Annotated in this window: 18 protein-coding genes and 1 tRNA gene; 4 read left to right on the forward strand and 15 right to left on the reverse strand. The window is 43.5% G+C overall.

The genetic code is table 11. From position 1 onward, the window contains the following. Position 1: 1 nt before the first annotated feature. The 5 genes from BSAG_RS09430 to BSAG_RS09410 form a co-directional block, all read right to left on the reverse strand. Positions 2-1,192, reverse strand: a complete 1,191-nt coding sequence (locus BSAG_RS09430; RefSeq protein WP_004317091.1) for a THUMP-like domain-containing protein — start codon at positions 1,190-1,192, stop codon at positions 2-4. A gap of 69 nt (positions 1,193-1,261) precedes the next feature. After that, positions 1,262-2,041, reverse strand: a complete 780-nt coding sequence (locus BSAG_RS09425; protein WP_004317092.1) for a M15 family metallopeptidase — start codon at positions 2,039-2,041, stop codon at positions 1,262-1,264. A gap of 211 nt (positions 2,042-2,252) precedes the next feature. Next, a complete protein-coding gene (locus BSAG_RS09420) occupies positions 2,253-5,156 on the reverse strand; it encodes a DUF6493 family protein (RefSeq protein WP_004317093.1) in 2,904 nt (967 codons plus the stop codon). A gap of 13 nt (positions 5,157-5,169) precedes the next feature. Further along, the gene (locus tag BSAG_RS09415) at positions 5,170-8,157 is read right to left on the reverse strand and encodes a DUF6493 family protein (RefSeq protein ID WP_004317094.1); all 2,988 of its coding nucleotides are present in this window, start codon (positions 8,155-8,157) and stop codon (positions 5,170-5,172) included. Continuing rightward, complete coding sequence (locus tag BSAG_RS09410) at positions 8,145-9,500, reverse strand: SWIM zinc finger family protein (RefSeq protein ID WP_004317095.1); 1,356 nt, start codon at positions 9,498-9,500, stop codon at positions 8,145-8,147. Before BSAG_RS09410 ends, BSAG_RS09415 begins: the two co-directional genes overlap by 13 nt. 592 nt (positions 9,501-10,092) lie before the next feature. Between BSAG_RS09410 and BSAG_RS09405 the strand changes: the two genes are divergently transcribed. Both BSAG_RS09405 and BSAG_RS09400 read left to right on the forward strand, forming a co-directional pair. Next, complete coding sequence (locus tag BSAG_RS09405; RefSeq protein WP_004296608.1) at positions 10,093-10,596, forward strand: RNA polymerase sigma factor; 504 nt, start codon at positions 10,093-10,095, stop codon at positions 10,594-10,596. Positions 10,597-10,759: 163 nt separating this feature from the next. Further along, positions 10,760-11,536 carry a Cof-type HAD-IIB family hydrolase gene (locus BSAG_RS09400; RefSeq protein ID WP_004317096.1) on the forward strand — a complete coding sequence of 259 codons (777 nt, stop codon included), beginning with the start codon at positions 10,760-10,762 and terminating at the stop codon, positions 11,534-11,536. Positions 11,537-11,648: 112 nt separating this feature from the next. Here BSAG_RS09400 and BSAG_RS09395 read toward each other — a convergent pair. From BSAG_RS09395 to BSAG_RS09375, 5 genes are all read right to left on the reverse strand, one after another. Then, positions 11,649-11,722: transfer RNA gene (locus tag BSAG_RS09395), tRNA-Ile, on the reverse strand. A gap of 91 nt (positions 11,723-11,813) precedes the next feature. Next, on the reverse strand, positions 11,814-12,125 hold the full coding sequence (locus BSAG_RS09390; RefSeq protein WP_004296605.1) for a DUF4491 family protein: 312 nt from the start codon (positions 12,123-12,125) through the stop codon (positions 11,814-11,816). 5 nt (positions 12,126-12,130) lie between these two features. Further along, positions 12,131-12,595, reverse strand: a complete 465-nt coding sequence (locus tag BSAG_RS09385; protein WP_004302580.1) for an Lrp/AsnC family transcriptional regulator — start codon at positions 12,593-12,595, stop codon at positions 12,131-12,133. Positions 12,596-12,755: 160 nt separating this feature from the next. Continuing rightward, the gene (locus BSAG_RS09380) at positions 12,756-13,634 is read right to left on the reverse strand and encodes an FKBP-type peptidyl-prolyl cis-trans isomerase (protein ID WP_004317097.1); all 879 of its coding nucleotides are present in this window, start codon (positions 13,632-13,634) and stop codon (positions 12,756-12,758) included. A gap of 20 nt (positions 13,635-13,654) precedes the next feature. Then, positions 13,655-14,239, reverse strand: coding sequence for an FKBP-type peptidyl-prolyl cis-trans isomerase (locus BSAG_RS09375; protein ID WP_004311130.1), 585 nt, complete (start codon positions 14,237-14,239; stop codon positions 13,655-13,657). 473 nt (positions 14,240-14,712) lie between these two features. Between BSAG_RS09375 and BSAG_RS09370 the strand changes: the two genes are divergently transcribed. Beyond that, the gene (locus tag BSAG_RS09370; protein WP_004302577.1) at positions 14,713-15,411 is read left to right on the forward strand and encodes an SIR2 family NAD-dependent protein deacylase; all 699 of its coding nucleotides are present in this window, start codon (positions 14,713-14,715) and stop codon (positions 15,409-15,411) included. Between the two features lie 20 nt (positions 15,412-15,431). Here BSAG_RS09370 and BSAG_RS09365 read toward each other — a convergent pair whose 3' ends face one another. The 3 genes from BSAG_RS09365 to BSAG_RS09355 form a co-directional block, all read right to left on the reverse strand. After that, on the reverse strand, positions 15,432-15,656 hold the full coding sequence (locus BSAG_RS09365; protein ID WP_004311131.1) for a hypothetical protein: 225 nt from the start codon (positions 15,654-15,656) through the stop codon (positions 15,432-15,434). 13 nt (positions 15,657-15,669) lie between these two features. Then, positions 15,670-16,020 (reverse strand): helix-turn-helix domain-containing protein, encoded by a 351-nt coding sequence (locus BSAG_RS09360; RefSeq protein WP_004302575.1) that lies wholly within the window; start codon positions 16,018-16,020, stop codon positions 15,670-15,672. Between the two features lie 70 nt (positions 16,021-16,090). Next, complete coding sequence (locus tag BSAG_RS09355; RefSeq protein WP_004317099.1) at positions 16,091-16,867, reverse strand: class I SAM-dependent methyltransferase; 777 nt, start codon at positions 16,865-16,867, stop codon at positions 16,091-16,093. A gap of 442 nt (positions 16,868-17,309) precedes the next feature. Between BSAG_RS09355 and BSAG_RS09350 the strand changes: the two genes are divergently transcribed. Next, positions 17,310-18,167 carry an SGNH/GDSL hydrolase family protein gene (locus BSAG_RS09350; RefSeq protein ID WP_004296597.1) on the forward strand — a complete coding sequence of 286 codons (858 nt, stop codon included), beginning with the start codon at positions 17,310-17,312 and terminating at the stop codon, positions 18,165-18,167. A gap of 12 nt (positions 18,168-18,179) precedes the next feature. Here BSAG_RS09350 and BSAG_RS09345 read toward each other — a convergent pair whose 3' ends face one another. Then, positions 18,180-18,929, reverse strand: coding sequence for a glycosyltransferase family 2 protein (locus BSAG_RS09345; protein WP_004296596.1), 750 nt, complete (start codon positions 18,927-18,929; stop codon positions 18,180-18,182). Then, the gene (locus BSAG_RS09340) at positions 18,922-20,187 is read right to left on the reverse strand and encodes a glycosyltransferase family 4 protein (RefSeq protein ID WP_004296595.1); all 1,266 of its coding nucleotides are present in this window, start codon (positions 20,185-20,187) and stop codon (positions 18,922-18,924) included. The genes BSAG_RS09345 and BSAG_RS09340 overlap by 8 nt, the downstream gene beginning before the upstream one ends.

Raw genomic sequence — 20,187 nt, forward strand, 5'->3', positions numbered from 1 at the left:
TTCAGACTTTCTCACAGCGGATGATAACTTTTTGTCCATTATTTAATGTGCTGGCAAATAAGTAGGTATCTCCTCCCTCTGTCAGATGGAGCCGTTTGCGAAGTTCGGCTACTGTGGCGGGAAAGTTGCGGACAGTCACATTTGCTTTTTTCAGGTCTGCCAGATTCTCTTTTACTTCTTTTTTATTGAAACTGCACTGGTTGACAATCCGGAAGATTCTTCCGGGGAAGTTTTCAATGAAAGAATCGGAGGTATAAAGATGACTGTTGGGGTGCAGTTTCCGGACAGGGTAGGCTGCGGCAATGCTGCGGAAGGCACCGGCTTTCAGAAGAGATGCATTCGGCTCGTAAAGGTAATTTCCTAAAGAATCGGTATAAGTACATTGGCTACGCTGCTCCTGTTCGCGGGTGAATACGAGGTGTTGTTCTTCTTGAGTCCCTTTCGTGAGGAGGTTTACACAATGAATGGTGATTTCTGTCGGTGATGTTTGTCCGAGTAGGATGAGTAGTTCCTTACATTCGTTATTGACGGATAGGATATGAATTTCCTGCGTATGTTTCAGCTCTTTCAGTGCCAATGAAAGATCGAGCATGGGAGAGAGTTTTATCATTACCCGGTTGGCTTTGTTAAGCAGAAGAGCTTCGAGTTCGGCTACGTTCGGTTCACAGTCAGAGATGGCGACCGTTTTTCCGCCGTGTTCATTGCGGCGGGCAGGGTCGAGGAAGATACAATCTATGGGGGACATTGATTGCAGATAGGCTACTCCATCCTCATTTCTTACGTTTATATGGTTTAGATTCAGGATGGGAAAGTTGTGTGCCGCTATTTCACAAAGCTCTTCTTGACGTTCTACGTAAGTGGCGGACTTGAATCCGGTGGCAAGAAAAGAACAGTCTATGCCGAAGCCTCCGGTGAGGTCGGTCAGCGAATCTCCCTGAAAAAGACGGGCTTTGTAGCGGGCAGTGATTTCAGAAGAGCATTGCTCTAGCGACAGATGTTTCGGATACCATATCTCTTCTATTTCCCGCCATGAAGGAATCTTTTCGGCGGCAACCTGTCTTCCAGCAATTTGGGTGATGGCAGTCGGCATATTTATATCCGGATACTTTTTAGCTTGTAAAGCTAGTGCACGTACATCGTCCGATGAATGTTCGCGGATAAAAAGTTGAGTTTCGGGGGAGATTTGTATCATGGCGTTATTGTGTTATAGGATATTACAATGAATTGTTGAGCACTGGTTATGATCTTGCCGAGCACCGATTTATGGTATTAACTTATATTTCTGTCTGGCTACATCCCGGCTGCAAAAATTGAAATGCCACCACTCGCTGGGTAATGCACGGAACCCGGCTTCTTTCATTACTTTTCGCAGCAGTATCCGGTTCTGACGTTCTGTTTCACTCATTTTTCCGTTATGTACCAGTTCGTTTTCGTTTGTGATGTGGGCTTCCACACCTAAATGGTCTACTTGGGTTCCCATAGGTAAAGGCTGCCCTAAAGAGTCTTGAATACTGATGTCTACTGCCAGTCCGTAGTTGTGTAGTCCGCCTCCACGGTTTGGGTTAGAGACATATTTGTATTTGGACGTTCCTTTCACTACGTTCCACATCTTCTTTTGTACCGACATGGGGCGGGCTGCATCGTAAATGATAAGACTATAAGACGGGTGTAGCTTTTTCAAGGCTTTTTGTGCTTCTATAAGAGCGTATGCCGCATCCGGATGCAGATAGGCTTCCGTTAAGTTGTCGTAAAGCACTTCGCCAGTGAAATTATCAGCTTGCGTATACATTAACTTAACAACGAGGCTGCTATCCAGATCGGTTACGTTGACGAGTCCCAGTGAATCCATGTAGAGAGCCATTGCGCTTCGCTTTGGCGGTGGCGGTAAGACGGTGGCACTTTCTTCGCCGGATTGCATATCGTCCGTCGTATATTCATATTCCGTCAGGGCGGGGTTCTCCTTTTCCTTTTGGCTGGAAAAGAAGGAGCATCCTGTCAGCAGCAAACAGAAGATAGCTAAACTATATTTTAGAATAATCATTCAACCTTTTGTATTTAGTGTGCCAAAGATACTTCTTTTTGGCTTTTGCTCCAATAAGCTACCTTTAAATCCTGATTGTTTAAGTGGTCAGGTCGTGCCACTATATTGGCACAGTTATGCCTCTACGTTGGCACAACTTTGCCACTTCGATGGCACAGCCGTGCCAATACGGTGGCACAAAGTAAGAGATTAAGTAGTTGCAACAATCTTCTTAATGTTGGATATTAGCCACTGCTTTCTTCAGATTAGCGACCCCTTTCCAAACATTCAACAGGTGTAAAACCTGTTCGTCTTTGGCTTTGCTGTGGTTGATTGATAACAGTTCCGCATAGATCTCCAACAACTTCTTTAAATCTTTGATCGGCTTCTCCGGAAGTCCGGCCAGCATTGCTACGATTAGATTCTCCAATTCCCGGTTGTGCAGGGGACTGACATTCATCATTTGTTGCTGTATCAAGCCGGTGAGTCTTTTCAGCGGTCCCCAGCCGGTATGTTGATGTGAACCTAAGATTTTACCTATGCGCTTACTGTCTATGCATCCTTTGCTGACACGGTCTATCCAGATTTCGGCGGCATAAGAACGGGAAGTCTTATCTGCTACCAACATACAACTGGCTTCCAGTATGTAAGACGCCTCATGCCAGGTGTGTCTTAACTGATGAAGTGCTTCGATGGTGGCTTTGGTGATGCCTATTTCCCTAACCTCATTTAACATCGGATCGTAAATGGCACTGCGGATACACCATACTAATAATGGTTCCGGCATATTGGGAGTTAACCATGCTAAACGTGGCAAGTCATTTTGTATATCGTCGAAGCGCTCTATCAGCGGATACATTTCGACTACTAACGGATGCGAATCGTATGAATGGTAACTGATTTTCTCATTGTATTCGTTTTTATTGGCTACATGAGAGTTCTTGCTTTCCGGAATATCGAAAGTAAGAGTTGCAGAGTTCCATTCTACTACTTTTTTGTTGTAATCGGTATATGAGTGAGTACGCAGATAAGTTCTCCACGTAAAGTTTCCAGTCAGGAACTCGCGTGGACCTTTATTGTATGAGAAATCTTTGAATTCGGAGTAGATTGTTTCCGGCGACTTGATTAGTCCTGCTGTCATCCACCAGGAAGGATGGGTGAAGGGTGCTTGGGGGAGTACATCTTCTGCTCCCAACAAGAAAGAAAGTAAGCGCTGGTATTCTTCCTTTAAGTCTTGGAGGATAATAGGAAGTTCTTGTGATGAATTATCCAATGCCACTCGTGAGAGTGCTATTTGCATATCCATATCGTCTGGCTCAGTGTTTGCTTGCTGATATTGTTTTAACCTTTCTACCAGGGTTGCCGGAGCGATAAACATAGGAGTATGGGTAGGAGTGGACAATAGGGGTAAAGGTTTCTCCTTACTCTCTAAAAGATCTAATGTCCGGCATAATAGCTGCTTGTGAACAGGGAATTTCTCTTTTTGGTTCGTTTTCTGACGGATGGTGAGTTTCTGCAGATTACGATAGTTCCATTTACCTTTCTGCAGTTCGTCTTTCTGTACCATTTTCTGATGCAAGTCACTTAGCTCTTTTCCTTCTTTAGGGAAGCGTTTAACCAGTAGTTTTGCATAATCAAGGAGGAAAGTTGCCATCAGTTGGTCTAATAGGCCGTTTCGTGAACTTCCTCCGCTCATCAGTAGTTTGTAAGCGCGTTGAAGGATGGGTGCCCATTGTGAGATTTGTTTTGTGTCCTGTTGACGGTCCCATTGCACTAAGGCACCGAGTAACAGGTCGAAGTGATAGATCTCGTTCCCATCCAGCACTTGGCTGGCAAGAAATAGCAGGTCTTCGGGGGAAGCAATTTCCTGTATCCGGTTGTCCTCACGGATAATGGGGAGTATCGGTTCATACACGAAAGAGGCGGAATCGTTGTCGGGCTGCTCGGAGTGGGCGGGAGCTGCTTCATTATGGGCAGAAGTATGGCCAGACTCATTATTCTCCAGATAAGCCTTCAGCTCTTTTTTAGTGTTTGCCAACATCGTTTCCGTATATACGGCGAGTGCTTCTCTTAATGTGGCAGATTCCGTCTCTCCATACGCCAGGATCAGTTTGACTATTTTGCTTTGAGTAGATTCTTCCCGGCTCATCAACCCTTGTGCGGCAACACAACAGATGGCGTCACGAAATTCTTTTCTTTCTTTTGCCAGTTTATTGAGTACGGCCAATGTGTTTTGGTGAATTGCCTTCACATCTGAAGCGAAAAGAACGGAAGTCTGATTCAGAAACTCTTCGATCCGGAATTGCGGATGATTGCATAAGCCCTTCAGCAGTCCGAGCATGATATTGACCGGGCGGCTGTGAGGGGCGGACAGGACGGCTAATATTTCCGGTTGTAACGTGAGTTGTTCTTCTATGCTGGGGGTAAGTGCGGTAAACATGCCTGCAAACCAGCCGCATAGGTTCTTGTTCATATTTCGGTTGACAGCGAGCAGAGATTCTCTTAATACACGCATACGGTCTAGTTTCCCGTTTTCGATAAGATATTTGTAAGGATAGTAGGGGTGTCCGCCATTTCGGTTATCCATCCAGTTCTGTCCGCAGTCGTACTCAAAGAGATACCAAATATGTTCTTTAAGTGTGATTTCGCGTTTTTGCAGTATAGCAGTGGTGTTGATGTAGCTTACCAGATAACCCGCAATGGTTTGTGGAGAAGGTGTCACGGTGAGTATTCCCTGCTCTATCCAATCCATCAGGACTTCGTAATCCATTCCGTAGAAACCGCCGAATTCTTTGCCTTCACCTTCTTTGAAAAAGCTGTCGAGCCAGGAGGGGACGTACCACGGGATCAATTCATTCAGTTGCTCGGTGTTGATTCCCCATTGGTGTTTACGGAATTCTTTCAGCGAATAGATGACGAGAGCGGTAAGGTTGATGATACGATGCTGTGCGGAAGTCCCCCGTGTACCGTATGTGTTCTTGTTAAGTTGCACGAATTTACTGTAGTATTCTTCCAGTTTGTTCAGGCGGGGTACCAGGCTCTTTCGTTCTTCCTGTGTGAGTCCTTGCAGAAAGGGGATGATGGCATCCCCCTGTTGCTTTTCTACTATTTCGTTGAGGCGTTCTTCTAGGGTCATAATTATGAATTAATTATAGTTTGTTGAGTGAAGTGGTCACTTTCTTCAAATTGCTGTTCGTTGCCCATTCTTGCAGGCGTTGCAAGAGTTGTTCGTTTGTAACTTTGCTGCGGTTGATGGTCAATAGTTCCAGATAGAGTTCGAGTAGTTGTTTGAGTCCGGTGACGGGTTTGTCGGGCAATCCGCTGATAAATACAGTGAGCAGTTCTTCCAGTTGGCGGTTGTGGAAAGCGCTTCGTTTGTACATGCTTTCGTACACTTGTGTGGTGAAGCGTTTTAACGGAGCAAGTTCCATGTTGATAAGCCGGGCCAGGATTTCTCCTACCCGGTGGTTGTTTATTCTTCCTGTGGAGAGTCCTTCTACCCATAACTCCGCTGCATAGGAACGGACTGTTTTGTCTACAAAAAGCAGCGAGCCGCTTAATAGGAGTAGACTCATTTCTTTGAGCGGGCAATGGAAAGACAACAACATGCGCAAGGCACAGGCAAGGGTACGTTTGCTGTCTTCCTGTGGACTGCCGAAAGCCATGTAATTGGAGATAATCTGGGCTATCAACGGTTCCGGGCGGTTAGGGTAGCAACACAATAGAGGTTCCATGTAGCGGGAGTCATCCATGTTGTATTTGCTGTTAATAATCAGATGTTCCTGCCATAGCTGATGGCTGTTGCGTTCGATATATTTGTGCCATTTGTGAAAATCAAGTTGAAGCAGGCGTCTGTCCGTTTCGTATGAGTTTTCTTTGGGTTTCACTTCTTTCCACTCGTAGTCTCCTGTCAGATGATTGTGTGGCAATGTGTTACAGGAGAAAGACTTGAATGCTTTAAATTCCGTCTCCGGTGCTTTTACCAGTCCGGCGGCTATCCAGGCGGTTGGATGGTTGTAGGGCGGTTCGGGTTGCGTGTTTTCGTCCAATAAGAACAGGCAGAGATGCAGGTACTCATCTTGCAACAGTTGCCGGGCGGTGACGATGGCTTCTTCTTTGTCTTCCAGAGCACAACGGGCAATAGCCAGTTGGAAATCCCACGAACAGGGTTTCTTTCCTGCTTCCTGATATGCAGCAAGCCGGCGTATCAGTTTGGTGGCTTGTAGGTATGCCGGGGTATGGGTGGGAGTAGAAAGCAATGGCAATGAATTTCCTCCTTTTATTTGGCGGATCACATTCAGCCATAACTGTTGGATAGGTATGAAACAGGTTGCGTTGCTGTAACCGGGTTTCCAGTCAGCAAGTCGTTTGAAGGAACGTTCGTCGTAAGCTCCTCTGTTTTTATCTATTCCTTTCAGTTTCTCTTCCAGCCGGGTGAACATATTTCTCAAAACTCCTGTATTGGAGTTGTCTGTCTGTGCCCATAAGCGTTGGTATTCCAATAGGAAAGTGGCAAGGAGATCTTCGTATGGTTCCCAACTATTGGCAACAATATTGGCTGCCCGTTGGAAAATAGGTTCCATCCGGTTGAGGTCTTCTTTATCCAGTTGGGGATGGAAAGCAATGATAGCGGCAATCGTTGTTTCTATCTCCCAGTTCTCCTCCATGTCGAACAAACGGCTAAGCTGAAACAGGAAATCTTCTTTGTCGGCAGGGAATGGAATACGGTTGTCTTCCCGGCAAATGCGGATGGCTTCCAGAGATGGCTCTTCGGAGAGGAGGGAGTTATCGGTACTATTTTCATCTGTACTATTTCTTTCTGTATTCTTTCCTTCTGTATGAAGAATGTCTTCTGTCACACCTGTATCTGTTGCATTTGCTTCTTTTGCAAGGTGTGGTTCTGTAGACTGTGAATCTATAGACTGTGGCTTGAAAGATGCGAGTATCGCTTGCACGCTTTGAAACATCTCCGGTTGATAAGACTGTAGTGTTTCTTGGAGATTGGACGAAGAGGCGTCCCCATATTTTGAAATAAAGTTGGCAGCTTTCTTTTGCAGGCTTTCGTCCTTCTTCAAGAATAGTTGGCAGAGAGTGATACAACAAGGCTCTTTCATTTCGGAATGTTGCGCAACGATCTTTTCAAAGATGGAGTAAATGGTTAATAGCGAGTTTTTGGGACTGGAGAAGAAAAGGGTGGTTGCCCGTTCGATGAATTCCTGATAACGGAATCCTTCTTCGTCTGCAATGCTCTTCAGCTGTTGCAACATTATATTTACCGGCTTGGTGTAGGAAGAAGTGAATGTTTGCATGATCTCTTCCTGTAAGGATAACAATTCTCCGGCGGTCGGTTGCAGCGTTTCAAAGAATCTGGCAAACCATCCTGCCATGTCTTTTTTGAAGCTCCGGTGAAAAGTGGCGAGGGTGGCTCTTAGTAGCTGTTCTCTATCCAGATGTCCGTCCAATGAAAAGCGGTAGAGGGCCGCGCTGATACTTTCATCCCGTGTTGTGATTCCTTTTTTATAAGCATTTTTGGCACAATCATCCTGATAACCGATGATTGATTCGTGTTCGAAAAGCGTCCAGATGTGTTCTTTCAGTGTAATATCCCGTTTGAGTAGTAGTTCACTGTTGAAAGTATCGTCTCCTTTGGGATTCTTATTTCTGATGCGGGTAATCCAGGGGAGTACATGTGCAATGCGGCTTGGAGCGATTTCTTTGAGGTAACCCATATCCATGAGCTGCATCAGTTCTTCGTAATTGAGATCGAAATTGAACCATGTTTTGTCATCGTTGATAAAATCTGTCATCCAGGTAGGGTTGTAAAGCGGGAGTAGTTTGCAAAGCATATCAAACTTCACATGATATGCCATATCCATCTCCCGTCTGTTGGCACATACAAACTGTACTGCCGATAGAAAATGTGCCCGTGCCGCACTACAGGTTGTCTCACTGCTGAAACCAGCGAATCTGCCTTTTATCCATTGCAATTCCCGGATAAGCGGCAGCAACTTCCGCCTGTCCTTCATTGGCAACTCCAATAATCTCTTGATAAAAGGGATTAATATTTTCTCTTCATTCTCCGGAGTATCCACATAGGCTTTGGATAACTTCTCCAGTTCTTTTTTTAGTTCTTCCATTGCGCTAGTTTCTTTACTGCCAAAATATGTTTGCAAGCTCCCCGTTCTCCCTGATTACTGCTGAACCAAGTGCAAGTGCAACGTTCTTTTTCGTTCTCCCTGTCCAGAATGACGGTATGCCTCACTCCTCCGCTTCCTGCAACACGGGCTTCCGTCCGGTTGCCATCATTCGCAATGATTTCTACTTTGTCTTCTTCCAGCAACTTTTCTGCAGCTATCATTCGCGGGTTGAGGCTCAAAATACGTTCGGTTTTGAAAGGCAGGCGGCGGTAGAAGAAACTGTTTTCATCCAAATCGAATCCCAGCAAACCCATTGCTGCCAATCGTGCCGAGAGAGAATCTACCTTATCCAGGTCAATATGTTCTTCTATGGCAAAAAGCGTAGGGTTGAACTGTTGGTTGGCGTAACTGTATTTATCCATCGCCTCTATCCATCTTTCAGGTACGTCTTCGAGCAAAGATTCCAGTGCGGCACCTTCTCCGGAGAATCCTCTCCAACATTCGCGGGAAAGGGAAAGACTGAAGCGGACCGGACCGAAATAGAGTTGCCAGATAGTAGATTGCATAGTAGGATGTGCAAATACTTTCAGTTCATCGGCAAAGGGAAGCAAAGGTTCAAGCAAGCGCAAACGGTGGAGTCCTCCGATGCAGATGCCATTCATACTTTTCACCGGTGAAAAGGCCGGTTTTTGACCGCGCATCACTAAAAAATAGTCACATTTCACACTACTTTTCGGTAGTGTCTGGAAGAGTTGTAAGGTTTGTATGCGATTGAAGGAATAGACCTTTTCGGCAACGGATTGATAAATCTGTACCGTAGTCAGTCCCTTTATCCATTTTACGGGAAGAGGCACTTTTCGCTCTATCACCTTCTCACCTTTATTATAGAGTCCCACTTCTTTGGGGCCGACCGACATTACTACATTTTCTTGTCTGCCTATTCCTCCTAAAGCGGAAATCATTCCGGGATTAAAATCTACATTCGTTGTCCCGTTTTCCAAGAATTCTCCGTTGTGTCCGTCAGGAAGTACATCGACCCTGGCGTATACACCTGCACAATTAGAAAATCCTTCAAAGCGCAGACGGTTATTTCCAGCTGTTACAATCGGATCTTTCAGCATTGTAAGTTGTGCCGGTGTCAGGTTGAAACTGGACTGCACAACATTGGATAACGCAATGAGGCAGCGTGCCGTCATATAAGGTTGCGTCAGCTTTCCCCAAAAGAAACAGGGGGCTTCTCTCTTTTCTATTTCGCTATATTTGGCAAGAAACAGTTCGTCCTGATCGGCCGACCGTTGCAATGTGGAAGGAGCTGCATATTGATAAGAAATAGTATCAGTCATAGATAATAAATTGGTATTTGGTTGTACATTGCCCAAATATAGAAATTAATTCTTACGTGAAAAAAGAAGTTGGAGAATTTACATCACTTTGGAATGTGTGATATTATAGAATATCACCGAAAGACTAATTTATGCCTCTTTTGTACTAAGTTATGAAATACAATTCTTTATAGTTGGGCACAATTTTTTATACATAAAACAATTATTCTTTATAACTATTCTTAAATCATGCGTTCCTTTTTACCAGAAAGTAATATTTTTGTTCCCATAAAAAGAATGTTTAAGCGACATATTCTAAATTAAGTCTTATGAATTTTTTAATATAAAAAGACAGCTGTTTGTGAAAATCGCTAATATTGTTTGTTTTGTTTGTGTTATCCCATTTTGAGTCAGGTGTGACTTCAAAATGGGATTTTTGCTATACCGGCCATTAAAACCACCTGAATACTATCAAAAATGACCTAAATTCTATCAACCGATAGATTTTCCCCTAAACAATGTCTGTTCTTCACCTGCCACATTTGTTGAAAACCCGTAAACTTGCAACATCAAAATTATAACAACGAATACTCACAATTTAAAAATAGCGTATATGAAAAGTTTAAGCTTCAGGAAAGATCTGATAGGAGTACAGGATGAATTACTCCGCTTCGCATACAAACTGACAACCGATCGTGAAGAAGCAAACGATTTGTTACAGGAAACCTCATTAAAAGCATTGGATAACGAAGACAAATATACCCCCGACACAAATTTTAAAGGATGGATGTATACTATAATGCGGAACATCTTTATTAATAATTACCGCAAAGTAGTGCGCGATCAGACATTTGTCGATCAGACTGAAAACCTCTATCATCTGAATCTGCCACAAGAGTCAGGTTTTGAAAGTACAGAAAGAGCTTACGATTTAAAGGAAATGCACCGCGTAGTCAATGCTCTGCCTAAAGAATACAGGGTTCCGTTTGCTATGCACGTTTCAGGATTCAAGTACCGTGAGATTGCAGAGAAGTTGAATCTTCCGTTAGGTACTGTAAAAAGCCGCATATTCTTTACCCGTCAGAAATTGCAGGAAGAGTTGAAGGACTTCCGCTAAACGTTAACTATCATTTTTCAGTAGGTATCAATAGGTATAAGGCAAAAGGATCTCGTTTCCTTTTGCCTTTTTTGTTTTATGTATTGGAGGTATACCTGCTATGGGGATTTTTTCAGTAACTTTGTCGCTGGGTAATAGACTGTAAATAAAAAATATAGATGTTATGATAAAAGCAATCATGCTCGATGTAGATGGAACATTAGTGAGTTTTGAAACTCATAAAATATTGCAATCTTCTGTTGAAGCTCTTAAGAAGATTCATGACCGTGGGATTCGAATAGTCATTGCTACCGGTAGAGCGGCAGGCGACCTTCATGAAATAGCTGCTGTTCCGTATGATGGAATTATTGCATTGAATGGAGCTGACTGTGTCTTACTGGATGGCACTGTGATAAGGAGACACCTTATTCCAAAGGATGATTTTAAGAAAGCCATGGAAATAACAAAAGCTTTTGATTTCGCAGTTGCTATTGAACTGGATGAAGGCGTGTTTGTCAATCGGCTGACTCCGACTGTCGAACGGATAGCCAAAATCGTGGAACATCCCATCCCCGCCGTTGTAGACATTGAAGAACTATTTGACAGAAAAGAGTGTTGCCAGCTTTGTTTTTATATCGATGATGAAATGGAACAGCAAGTAATGCCGCTTCTGCCTAACCTTTCCTTATCACGCTGGCATCCCTTATTTGCTGATGTGAACCTTGCAGGAATCAGTAAGGCAACCGGACTTTCAGCTTTTGCCGATTATTATGGAATTGAGATGGCGGAAATAATGGCTTGCGGTGATGGCGGTAATGATATTCCTATGCTGAAAGCTGCCGGAATCGGAGTAGCTATGGGAAATGCATCGGAGACTGTCAAGGCGTCAGCCGATTTTGTTACTGATACCGTTGAGAATGACGGTTTGTGTAAGGCTTTGAAGCACTTTGGAATCATTTAGTATTGATATTCTTATTTCAATATGGAGCACTGTTCCTAATTTTGTAAATCTCATTATTCTGACCGTATAAAAGAAAAACTCCTGTAAGTATTTCATTTACAGGAGTTTTTCGTGGGCCATCTTGGGCTTGAACCAAGGACCTCCAGATTATGAGTCTGTTGCTCTAACCAACTGAGCTAAAAGCCCGATGTATCCATTAACTGGATGCGGTGACAAAAGTAGTATTTTCCCTCGAATTATGCAAATCCTTTTGATAAAAAACTACGATACTTTATTTTTAGAACTTATATTTGCGCTTCGGGTTCTTGGGGAACCATCCTTTTTGTACCCGTTCTTCCTGTTCGAAAACCTCTTTGATCGTCCAGAAGGAAGAAAACGCAAACACGCCTAATAAAGAAGATAAGATCACATTATCGATACTTAAGGAGGCAATCACACCGGCAATGCCGAGTACCAGGAATATCCACCAGCATTTTGTGCCCCAGTAATATTCGGCCTTTACCACGACGGGGTGAAAAAGGCCGATAATCAAAAAGGTACAGATTCCGATGAATAACCCTGCAAGGTGATATTCATTTAGAAACTCCATCACAATTATTTTTCAACGCGGATGGGAATCTCTTTCTTGATACTCTGTTCCAGAGAAATCAGAGTCTCGGTAGCTACTACACCCGGTATTTCTTGCATTTTGTTATTCAGCAAATCCATCAGATGTTCGTTGTCGCATGCATAAAGTTTTGTCAGCATTGTGTACGGACCTGTAGTGAAATGACATTCCACAATTTCGGGAATCTTTTGTAGTTCCGCTACGACAGATTTGTACATGGAGCCTTTTTCCAGTTTGATACCCACGTAGGTACAAGTTCTGTATCCCAATGATTTCGGGTTCACATGGTAACCAGAGCCTACAATGACACCTAGGTCAATCAGTCTTTGCACACGCTGATGGATAGCTGCGCGTGACACTCCACATTCGGCTGCTACGTCTTTAAAAGGGATGCGGGCATTCTGGGAGATAATCTCTAGGATCTGCCTGTCGAGGTTGTCTATTCTTTCCATAATAATAAATTGTAATTTCCTGTTGTTATCAAATAGTAAGCAAATATAGAGATTTATTTTAATTATTCTTCTTTTCGGAGAAAAAAAATAGGAAAAAGCAAAAAAAAGAGGCACAAACGTTTTGCGCCTCTTTCCTTTTTCTATTTAGAAAAGAACTTTCTTATTTCTTATCTTTTTCGATGCTCAACAGTTCAACTTCGAAAATCAAAGTAGAGAACGGTTTGATTTGGTTGCCAGATTCTCTTGCACCGTAAGCAAGTTCTTGCGGGATATAAAGTTCCCATTTAGAACCTACAGGCATCATAGTCAATGCTTCTGTCCAACCTTTGATTACTTGGTTAGCACGGAAAGTAGACGGTTCGTTACGTTTGTAAGAGCTGTCGAATTCTGTTCCGTCGATCAAAGTACCTTTGTAGTTCACTTTCACTTTGCAAGTGTCAGCAGGAATTTCACCTTTGCCTTCAGTGATTACTTTGTATTGCAGACCGCTTGCAGTTGTTTTTACGCCGTCTTTAGTCTTGTTTTCAGCGAGGAATTTTTCGTTTTCAGCTTTGTAGTCAGCATATTTTTCTGCCAAAGCTTTTGCTTTGATAGTTTCCATAGCTGTACGAGTATATTCTTGAGCTGCTTCCATAGTCATTACGCCACCTTTTTCTAAAGTACCTGCGATGAAACCTGCCATGAAGTTTTCTTTGCTGATGGTTTTAGTAGAGTCAGTGCCAAACAATTCCTGGTTGATACCTTTCATCATCTGGTTGCTGATTTGCTGACCGATTTGCAGACCTGCCATGTAAGCGATGTCTTTTTTGCTAGTCTTGTTTGCACCTTCATTCAAACCTTTGATGAAGTCTGCCATATAAGCAGTATCAACGTCCAGACGACCTGTCAGATAGCCTTTCAGACCTTGAGTCTGCGCCATACCGATAGAATAAGACAGTGAGTCGATGTCTGATTTCAGATTTGCTTTAGGAGCTTGAGCTGTACAAGAAGCAAGGCTTGCAGCAGCGGCGATTGCCATAAAAATACTAACTTTTTTCATTTTGCTTTGAAATTTTTTATTTATAATACTTCGAGTAATTCTACTTCAAAAATGAGTGTGCTATGAGGAGGGATCATTTCTCCGGCACCTCTTGCGCCATAACCAAGTTCTGACGGAATATACAGTTTCCATTTAGAACCTTCCGGCATCAGTTGCAAAGCTTCCACCCATCCCGGGATTACTTGGTTGACACCGAATACAGCCGGTTCTCCGCGTTGGATAGAGCTGTCGAACAGTGTACCGTCAATCAATGTTCCTTCATAGTGGCATCTTACCTGGTCGGTAGCTTTCGGCTTTTTGCCTGTACCTTCTTTGATGATTTCATATTGTAGTCCGCTGGGAAGAACAACTACGCCCGGTCCTTTTTTGTTTTCTTCGAGGAAAGCTTGTCCTTGCTCGATAGCAACGGCACCCATTTTAGTTTCCAGTTCTTCGAAATACTTGTTTACTATTTCGCGGGCTTCATTGTGGCTGATAGCCGTCTGATTGCCTTCCAATACGTCTTTGATTGCTTGTGCGAAATCATCTACCGCAAGGTTTCCGATTCCCATGCTTGATAAGTTTTGACCAATTCCGAGGCCAATAGAGTAACTGAATTTATCCATATAATGTTTTTTGTTGGCGATTGAAATGTATCACCTTCATGGTTTTAGCTTTCAATCAATTGCAAATTTATGAATCGCAAAAGTACGTGTTTTATTTGAATGATTTAGCATTTGCTATTTAAAAATTCTTATATCTGTGAAAGATAATCGCTTTTCTTTAAAGAATTAGTTTTTTTGTTCGTAGGATTTAATCGGCTTATTCTTATATTTTAGATTTGTTTATGCAGGCAATTAATCGTCTGACAGCTGTTGAACTTGCGTCTGACAATTGTTGTTTTTTCGTCTGACAACTGTCAGACGAAAGAATAACAGTAGTCAGACGAATAGTTGTTGCCATAAATGATGCTAACTATCTGCATCTTTCATCTTAAAGTTCTGCATAAATAGGATTATATTAAGCGTGAGAAAGTGTTCTTTTATTCGATGATTCTGATTACATTTGTGTGGCTATTAAAAAAGAAGGAGGAATAGTAATGAAGAATCTGGTAGTTTTGACGGGTGCGGGTATGAGTGCCGAGAGTGGGATTAGTACATTTCGCGATGCAGGCGGTTTGTGGGATAGGTATCCTGTGGAGCAGGTGGCCACTCCTGAAGGTTATCAGCGTGACCCGGCTTTAGTGATTAATTTCTATAATGAGCGTCGGAAACAGTTGTTGGAGGTGAAACCGAACCGTGGGCATGAACTGTTGGCGGAACTGGAGAAAAGCTTCCATGTGACGGTGGTGACACAGAATATTGATAACTTGCACGAACGTGCCGGGAGTAGCCACATCATTCATCTGCATGGCGAACTGACGAAAGTGTGTTCCAGCAGAGATCCTCATAATCCCCACTACATAAAAGAACTGAAACCGGAAGAATATGAAGTGAAGATGGGAGACAAGGCCGGCGACGGCACTCAATTGCGACCTTTTATCGTATGGTTTGGAGAAGCTGTGCCGGAAATTGAAACCGCCATCCAATATGTGGAGAAAGCGGATATTTTCGTCATTATCGGTACGTCGCTTAACGTATATCCTGCGGCGGGGCTGCTTCATTATGTACCGAGAGGAGCAGAGGTGTATCTGATTGATCCGAAACCGGTAGATACGCATACTTCCCGTTCGATACATGTAATTCAGAAGGGAGCTTCTGAAGGAGTGGCTGAATTGAAACAGTTGTTGGGAGTTTGAGAGGTTTTCTTTTCCCGGTTTTATTCCAGTTCGGTGGCAAAAATATGATTGTTCCGGAGTACTTCCGATATTTCGAGTGCAGAGATATCCCTGCACTCGATTCTTAATATTTTCTCCCAGTCCTCAAAGTCCACATTCCATTTGTCTATTTGGGGGAACTCTGCCAAAAGCTCTCCTATGCGCTTGATGTCACGCCTTTGGGTGATAGAAGTTCGAAAAATCAGAATCTTATTTTCTTTTTCCATATTCTTTAGGGTTTTATTTTAATGAACGGAACTCCCGGATCGTCATACTGAAATGCAACCTGAAATTGCGACTTAAAAGTGAAAGGCTGCTAAAGCCGCAAAGACGGGCGATTTCGGTGGCGGAAAGTTCCTTGTTTCGTTTTAATAATAGGGCTGCTTTTTCAATCCGGGTGCGTTTGATATAATCCGTAGGCGTTTCGCCCGTCAGGATTGTAAATACGCGATGGAAGTGGAAAGGAGAAAAGCAGGCGATACCTGCCATTTTCTGTAATGATAACGGCTGGTCTATGTGATTGTGAATATAGTCGGTCACTTTATTGATCCGTAACTGATATTCCTGTTTATTGATATCTTTCGTCTCCATGTTTTCTGCAAAGTAAAGGATAATAAATGCCGGAGAGTTGTCCTATCTTGCTAACTTCTCCGGCAGATAATCAATCTTTTTTTTGTCCTATATAGAATACGTAGCCGTAGTATTCTTTATACTTATTATATAGGCTCTCTTCATACCGTTGCCCGGTGATGAGGTCTGCGGCTGCGTCATTTCCTGCATATTCCTTCAAAAAAGCTTCCTGAACAGGGAACTGGGGAGCGTAAAAATGCTCAAGCCAGCAATTTTCCGGTAAAATGAAATGGGCTGTCGGGATATATCCTGCTTTTTCCATTTGCATTATCTTTCTTGGAATCGTATCGATTTCCGGGTAATTGGCCATCCAGAAGTCTTCTATTTCGGAGGGACGTTCCGGGGTGAACCAGGAGGCTTCCGTTACAGCGATAAATCCGTTCTTTTTCAGGAATTTGTTCCATTCGTTCATGCCGCGTTCGAATCCTATGTTATAGATAGCGCCTTCGGACCAGATCAGATCGAGTTCTTCCTCTTGAAATGGCAGAGCGTCCATGGAACCGACGATACCCTTTACTCTGTCTTCACAATGGGCTTCTATTGCATTTTTGTTGAATAGCTCGATAAAGTCGGGGAAAAGGTCGATACCTGTAATTTGCCCTTTCGTATAGTTGGCTAATGCCATTGTCTGCCCGCCTGTGCCACAGCCAATATCGGCTATTCTGGCATTGTCAGACAGTTCGTTGGTGAAACTTAAGGCTTTTTGTGTGACTTCAGGGCTTCCCGGACCTTGACGTTTTAGTCCTTTGAAGTAATTACATATCAGTGTAAAATCGAATTCGTGGATTGTTTTTAATTCGTTACTCATTGTTTTTTAATGTTTTAGCAGTACGGTAAATGAAGGCATGTGACGATGCTTGTGACCATTTGACCATACAAATAGTTTAAAATTTAGATATAGAAAATAACTCTGACAAGAATATGTCAGAAAACATAAGGGATAATCTGTAATGAGAGGAAGGCTTACAGATTATTTACAGAACGGAATCCTTATGGAATGAAAATGAGTTAAACATCCAATTTTTCTTTTAGTTTGTGACAAAGATAGGATTTTAGGTGTAAAACTCAATGATAACTTTGATGAAAAAATACTGTAAACCTGCATTTTAGCAAGAATCGTCAAATAGAGACCCGTTTGTCTGTCCGGTTGTATGGATGAGATTGACTGCCCAAATTGATTGAAACTACCTATTTTTGAATTACATTTGCAGGATATTAGATACAAATCTCTCATTTAATGTATAATACCGATGAAAAGCAAATTATTACTCGCATGTACCATTCTGTTTTTCTGTTCCTCTTTTCTGTGCGGACAGAATCAAACATCTAAAGTTGCAAACTCTGCTGAAACGAATAATGGAGCTGTCCGGCATCCGTGGCAAGGAAAAAGAGTGGGATATTTAGGAGACTCTATTACAGATCCCAACTGCTATGGTGACAAAATAAAGAAATACTGGGATTTCCTGCAGGAATGGCTGGGGATTACTCCTTATGTATATGGTATCAGCGGCAGACAATGGAATGATGTGCCCCGTCAGGCCGAGAAACTAAAGCAGGAACACGGTGGAGAAGTGGATGCTATCTTGATTCTGATGGGTACGAATGATTTTAATGACGGTGTGCCTATCGGAGAGTGGTTTACGGAAACAGAAGAACAGGTGATGGCAGCCCGCGGACAGGTCAAAAAGCTGGAAACCCGCAAGAAACGTACGCCTATAATGGATGGAAACACGTATAAAGGACGTATCAACATCGGAATCCACAGGCTGAAACAACTGTTTCCGGATAAGCAGATTGTACTATTAACCCCGTTGCACCGCTCACTGGCGGATTTTGGAGAGAAGAACGTGCAACCGGATGAAAACTATCAGAATAGTTGTGGTGAATATGTGGATGCCTACGTGCAGGCCGTCAAGGAAGCCGGTAATGTGTGGGGAGTGCCCGTAATTGATTTTAATGCGGTAACCGGGCTGAACCCGATGGTGGAAGAGCAACTGATTTACTTCTACGACGCAGGATATGACCGTTTACATCCTAGTACAAAGGGGCAGATACGTATGGCACGTACGCTGATGTACCAGTTGCTTGCGTTGCCTGCAACATTTTAAAGAGAACCAGCTTTACCGGTGAATCACCGCACGGATCACAAACCATATATGATGTGCTACGGTGCCAATCAACCCGTAGTGCTTTGCCATGATGCGAAATCTCTCTTTCAGGGAGGCTTTCTGATTGCGGGTAGTCATTCCTTCATCCAGATAATCGATAATCGTCAGATGGGTATTGTGTAAGGTGCGCGCTTTCTTCATAATACGGATGCACCAGTCGAAATCGGCAGAAAAACGATATTTCAAGTTGTAGGGCTCTACCAGCGTATGACGGGGAAAGAATGCCTGATGGCAGACTAACATACCCTGTTTGAAACTTTTCCAGGTAAGCGTTTCGGGAGCGGACAATCTGCGCATCCGCAGGAAATGCCTGTCCTGGTCTACGATAGCGGTTTCTCCGTAAAGCACATCGGGCAGTTCGCTGCCGTTGATGGTATGCACCATTTGTTGTAGTGTGTCGTCCTCGTGAAAACAGTCGCCCGCGTTCAGGAAACAGAGATAATCACCGCTGGCAAGGGCGATGCCCTTATTCATAGCGTCATACAGTCCTTTGTCGGGTTCGCTGACGACGGTGTGTATGCGTGACCGGTAGCGGTTGATAATAGAGAGGGTTCCATCCTTGGAAGCTCCATCCACGATAATATATTCTATATGATGATAGGTTTGTGAAATTACACTTTGAATCGTGTCTTCCAATACCTTTTCAGCATTGTATGTCACCGTAATGATAGAGAACTTGGGAGTAGGATGGACACTATGCATATTTCCCCGTTATTTTATTGTAGACATCTGTATATTTCTTTGCAACGATACTCTCCGAATAATTACCCAGAACCTTGCGGCAGGCCTGTGCAGAGAGTTCGTTGTATTCCGGTTCCGTCAATATCCAATGTATGCCGTTGGCAAAATCTTCCGAGGATTTGTATTGTGCCACGTAGCCGTTGTGCAGATGATCGATCATTTCGGGGATACCTCCCACATTAAAACCGACACAAGGCACTCCACAGGCCATTGCTTCCATAATCATATTGGGAAGATTCTCTTCCAGAGACGGGATGGCGAAGAGGTCTACGGCATTGTAGATATTCACTACTTCATGCTCATTTTTGATATAAGGGAGCGGGTATACATGGAAAGGAAGTTGTTCCTGTAACTGCTGCGACTGGTTGCCGAATACGACTACACCCAGTGAGTCTTTCCATTCCGGATGCTTTTCTGCTAACAGTTTGCATGCCCCAATCAGATAGTCGACCCCTTTTCGTTTATCGGTGATCTTTAATGAGCCGAACAAAACTAGTTTCTTACCTTCCGGCAACATGAATTTGGCACGCGCTTCCTTCTTGTTCATGGGTTTGAACAAGTTGGTATTAATAGCGTTCGGAATATTGGTCACGCTTTTCCCTTCAAATAATGCACTGGTCTGGGCTTGTTCCTTCAGCCAATGGCTGCACGTGACGAAATGAATGGGAGCGTAGCTGTATAACTTTTGTTTTTTGCGGAACGTGCGATAGGATAAATCCTTTCGTCCCCCGCCTTTGTAGATGTACGGACAGTCGTGACATTCCTGCTGATAGTTGTTGCACTCCCGTGCGTAATGGCAGATGCCGGTGCATGGCCACATATCGTGCATGGTCCAGACTACGGGTTTGCCGGAGGTCAGTATCTTTCGTATATCGTTCAGTGAGAGCATTCCCTGGTTGATCCAATGCAGATGGATCACGTCGGCCTGGCGGAATTCCGGGAGTGAGGTGATGTCTGTACCTGTGTTGGCGATGTCTACGTCAAACAAATGGTAACGCCGGAAACGGTTGGCACTCCAGATCACAATCCGTTCCCACATGAACTTCCACACTTGCAACCAGTTACTTTTTAAGCGGACAACACTGATTTGGTCGGTCTGTTTGTCACGTACCAGCATTTTGGCTTTGATGCCGTTGTTTTTCAGTGACTCCATCAACCGGCTTGCTGCGATGGCTGCTCCTCCTATTCGTTCAGATGTATTTATAATCAGGACTCTCAT

This window comes from Bacteroides sp. D1 (genome assembly GCF_000157095.2).
In the GTDB taxonomy this organism is placed as follows: Bacteria; Bacteroidota; Bacteroidia; order Bacteroidales; family Bacteroidaceae; genus Bacteroides; species Bacteroides xylanisolvens.

Excerpts from the sequence above, each read along its gene's own strand:
- BSAG_RS09430 (WP_004317091.1), bottom strand. The coding sequence starts at position 1,192 with ATGATACAAATCTCCCCCGAAACTCAACTTTTTATCCGCGAACATTCA.
- BSAG_RS09425 (WP_004317092.1), bottom strand. The coding sequence starts at position 2,041 with ATGATTATTCTAAAATATAGTTTAGCTATCTTCTGTTTGCTGCTGACA.
- BSAG_RS09420 (WP_004317093.1), bottom strand. The coding sequence starts at position 5,156 with ATGACCCTAGAAGAACGCCTCAACGAAATAGTAGAAAAGCAACAGGGG.
- BSAG_RS09415 (WP_004317094.1), bottom strand. The coding sequence starts at position 8,157 with ATGGAAGAACTAAAAAAAGAACTGGAGAAGTTATCCAAAGCCTATGTG.
- BSAG_RS09410 (WP_004317095.1), bottom strand. The coding sequence starts at position 9,500 with ATGACTGATACTATTTCTTATCAATATGCAGCTCCTTCCACATTGCAA.
- BSAG_RS09405 (WP_004296608.1), top strand. The coding sequence starts at position 10,093 with ATGAAAAGTTTAAGCTTCAGGAAAGATCTGATAGGAGTACAGGATGAA.
- BSAG_RS09400 (WP_004317096.1), top strand. The coding sequence starts at position 10,760 with ATGATAAAAGCAATCATGCTCGATGTAGATGGAACATTAGTGAGTTTT.
- BSAG_RS09390 (WP_004296605.1), bottom strand. The coding sequence starts at position 12,125 with ATGGAGTTTCTAAATGAATATCACCTTGCAGGGTTATTCATCGGAATC.
- BSAG_RS09385 (WP_004302580.1), bottom strand. The coding sequence starts at position 12,595 with ATGGAAAGAATAGACAACCTCGACAGGCAGATCCTAGAGATTATCTCC.
- BSAG_RS09380 (WP_004317097.1), bottom strand. The coding sequence starts at position 13,634 with ATGAAAAAAGTTAGTATTTTTATGGCAATCGCCGCTGCTGCAAGCCTT.
- BSAG_RS09375 (WP_004311130.1), bottom strand. The coding sequence starts at position 14,239 with ATGGATAAATTCAGTTACTCTATTGGCCTCGGAATTGGTCAAAACTTA.
- BSAG_RS09370 (WP_004302577.1), top strand. The coding sequence starts at position 14,713 with ATGAAGAATCTGGTAGTTTTGACGGGTGCGGGTATGAGTGCCGAGAGT.
- BSAG_RS09365 (WP_004311131.1), bottom strand. The coding sequence starts at position 15,656 with ATGGAAAAAGAAAATAAGATTCTGATTTTTCGAACTTCTATCACCCAA.
- BSAG_RS09360 (WP_004302575.1), bottom strand. The coding sequence starts at position 16,020 with ATGGAGACGAAAGATATCAATAAACAGGAATATCAGTTACGGATCAAT.
- BSAG_RS09355 (WP_004317099.1), bottom strand. The coding sequence starts at position 16,867 with ATGAGTAACGAATTAAAAACAATCCACGAATTCGATTTTACACTGATA.
- BSAG_RS09350 (WP_004296597.1), top strand. The coding sequence starts at position 17,310 with ATGAAAAGCAAATTATTACTCGCATGTACCATTCTGTTTTTCTGTTCC.
- BSAG_RS09345 (WP_004296596.1), bottom strand. The coding sequence starts at position 18,929 with ATGCATAGTGTCCATCCTACTCCCAAGTTCTCTATCATTACGGTGACA.
- BSAG_RS09340 (WP_004296595.1), bottom strand. The coding sequence starts at position 20,187 with ATGAGAGTCCTGATTATAAATACATCTGAACGAATAGGAGGAGCAGCC.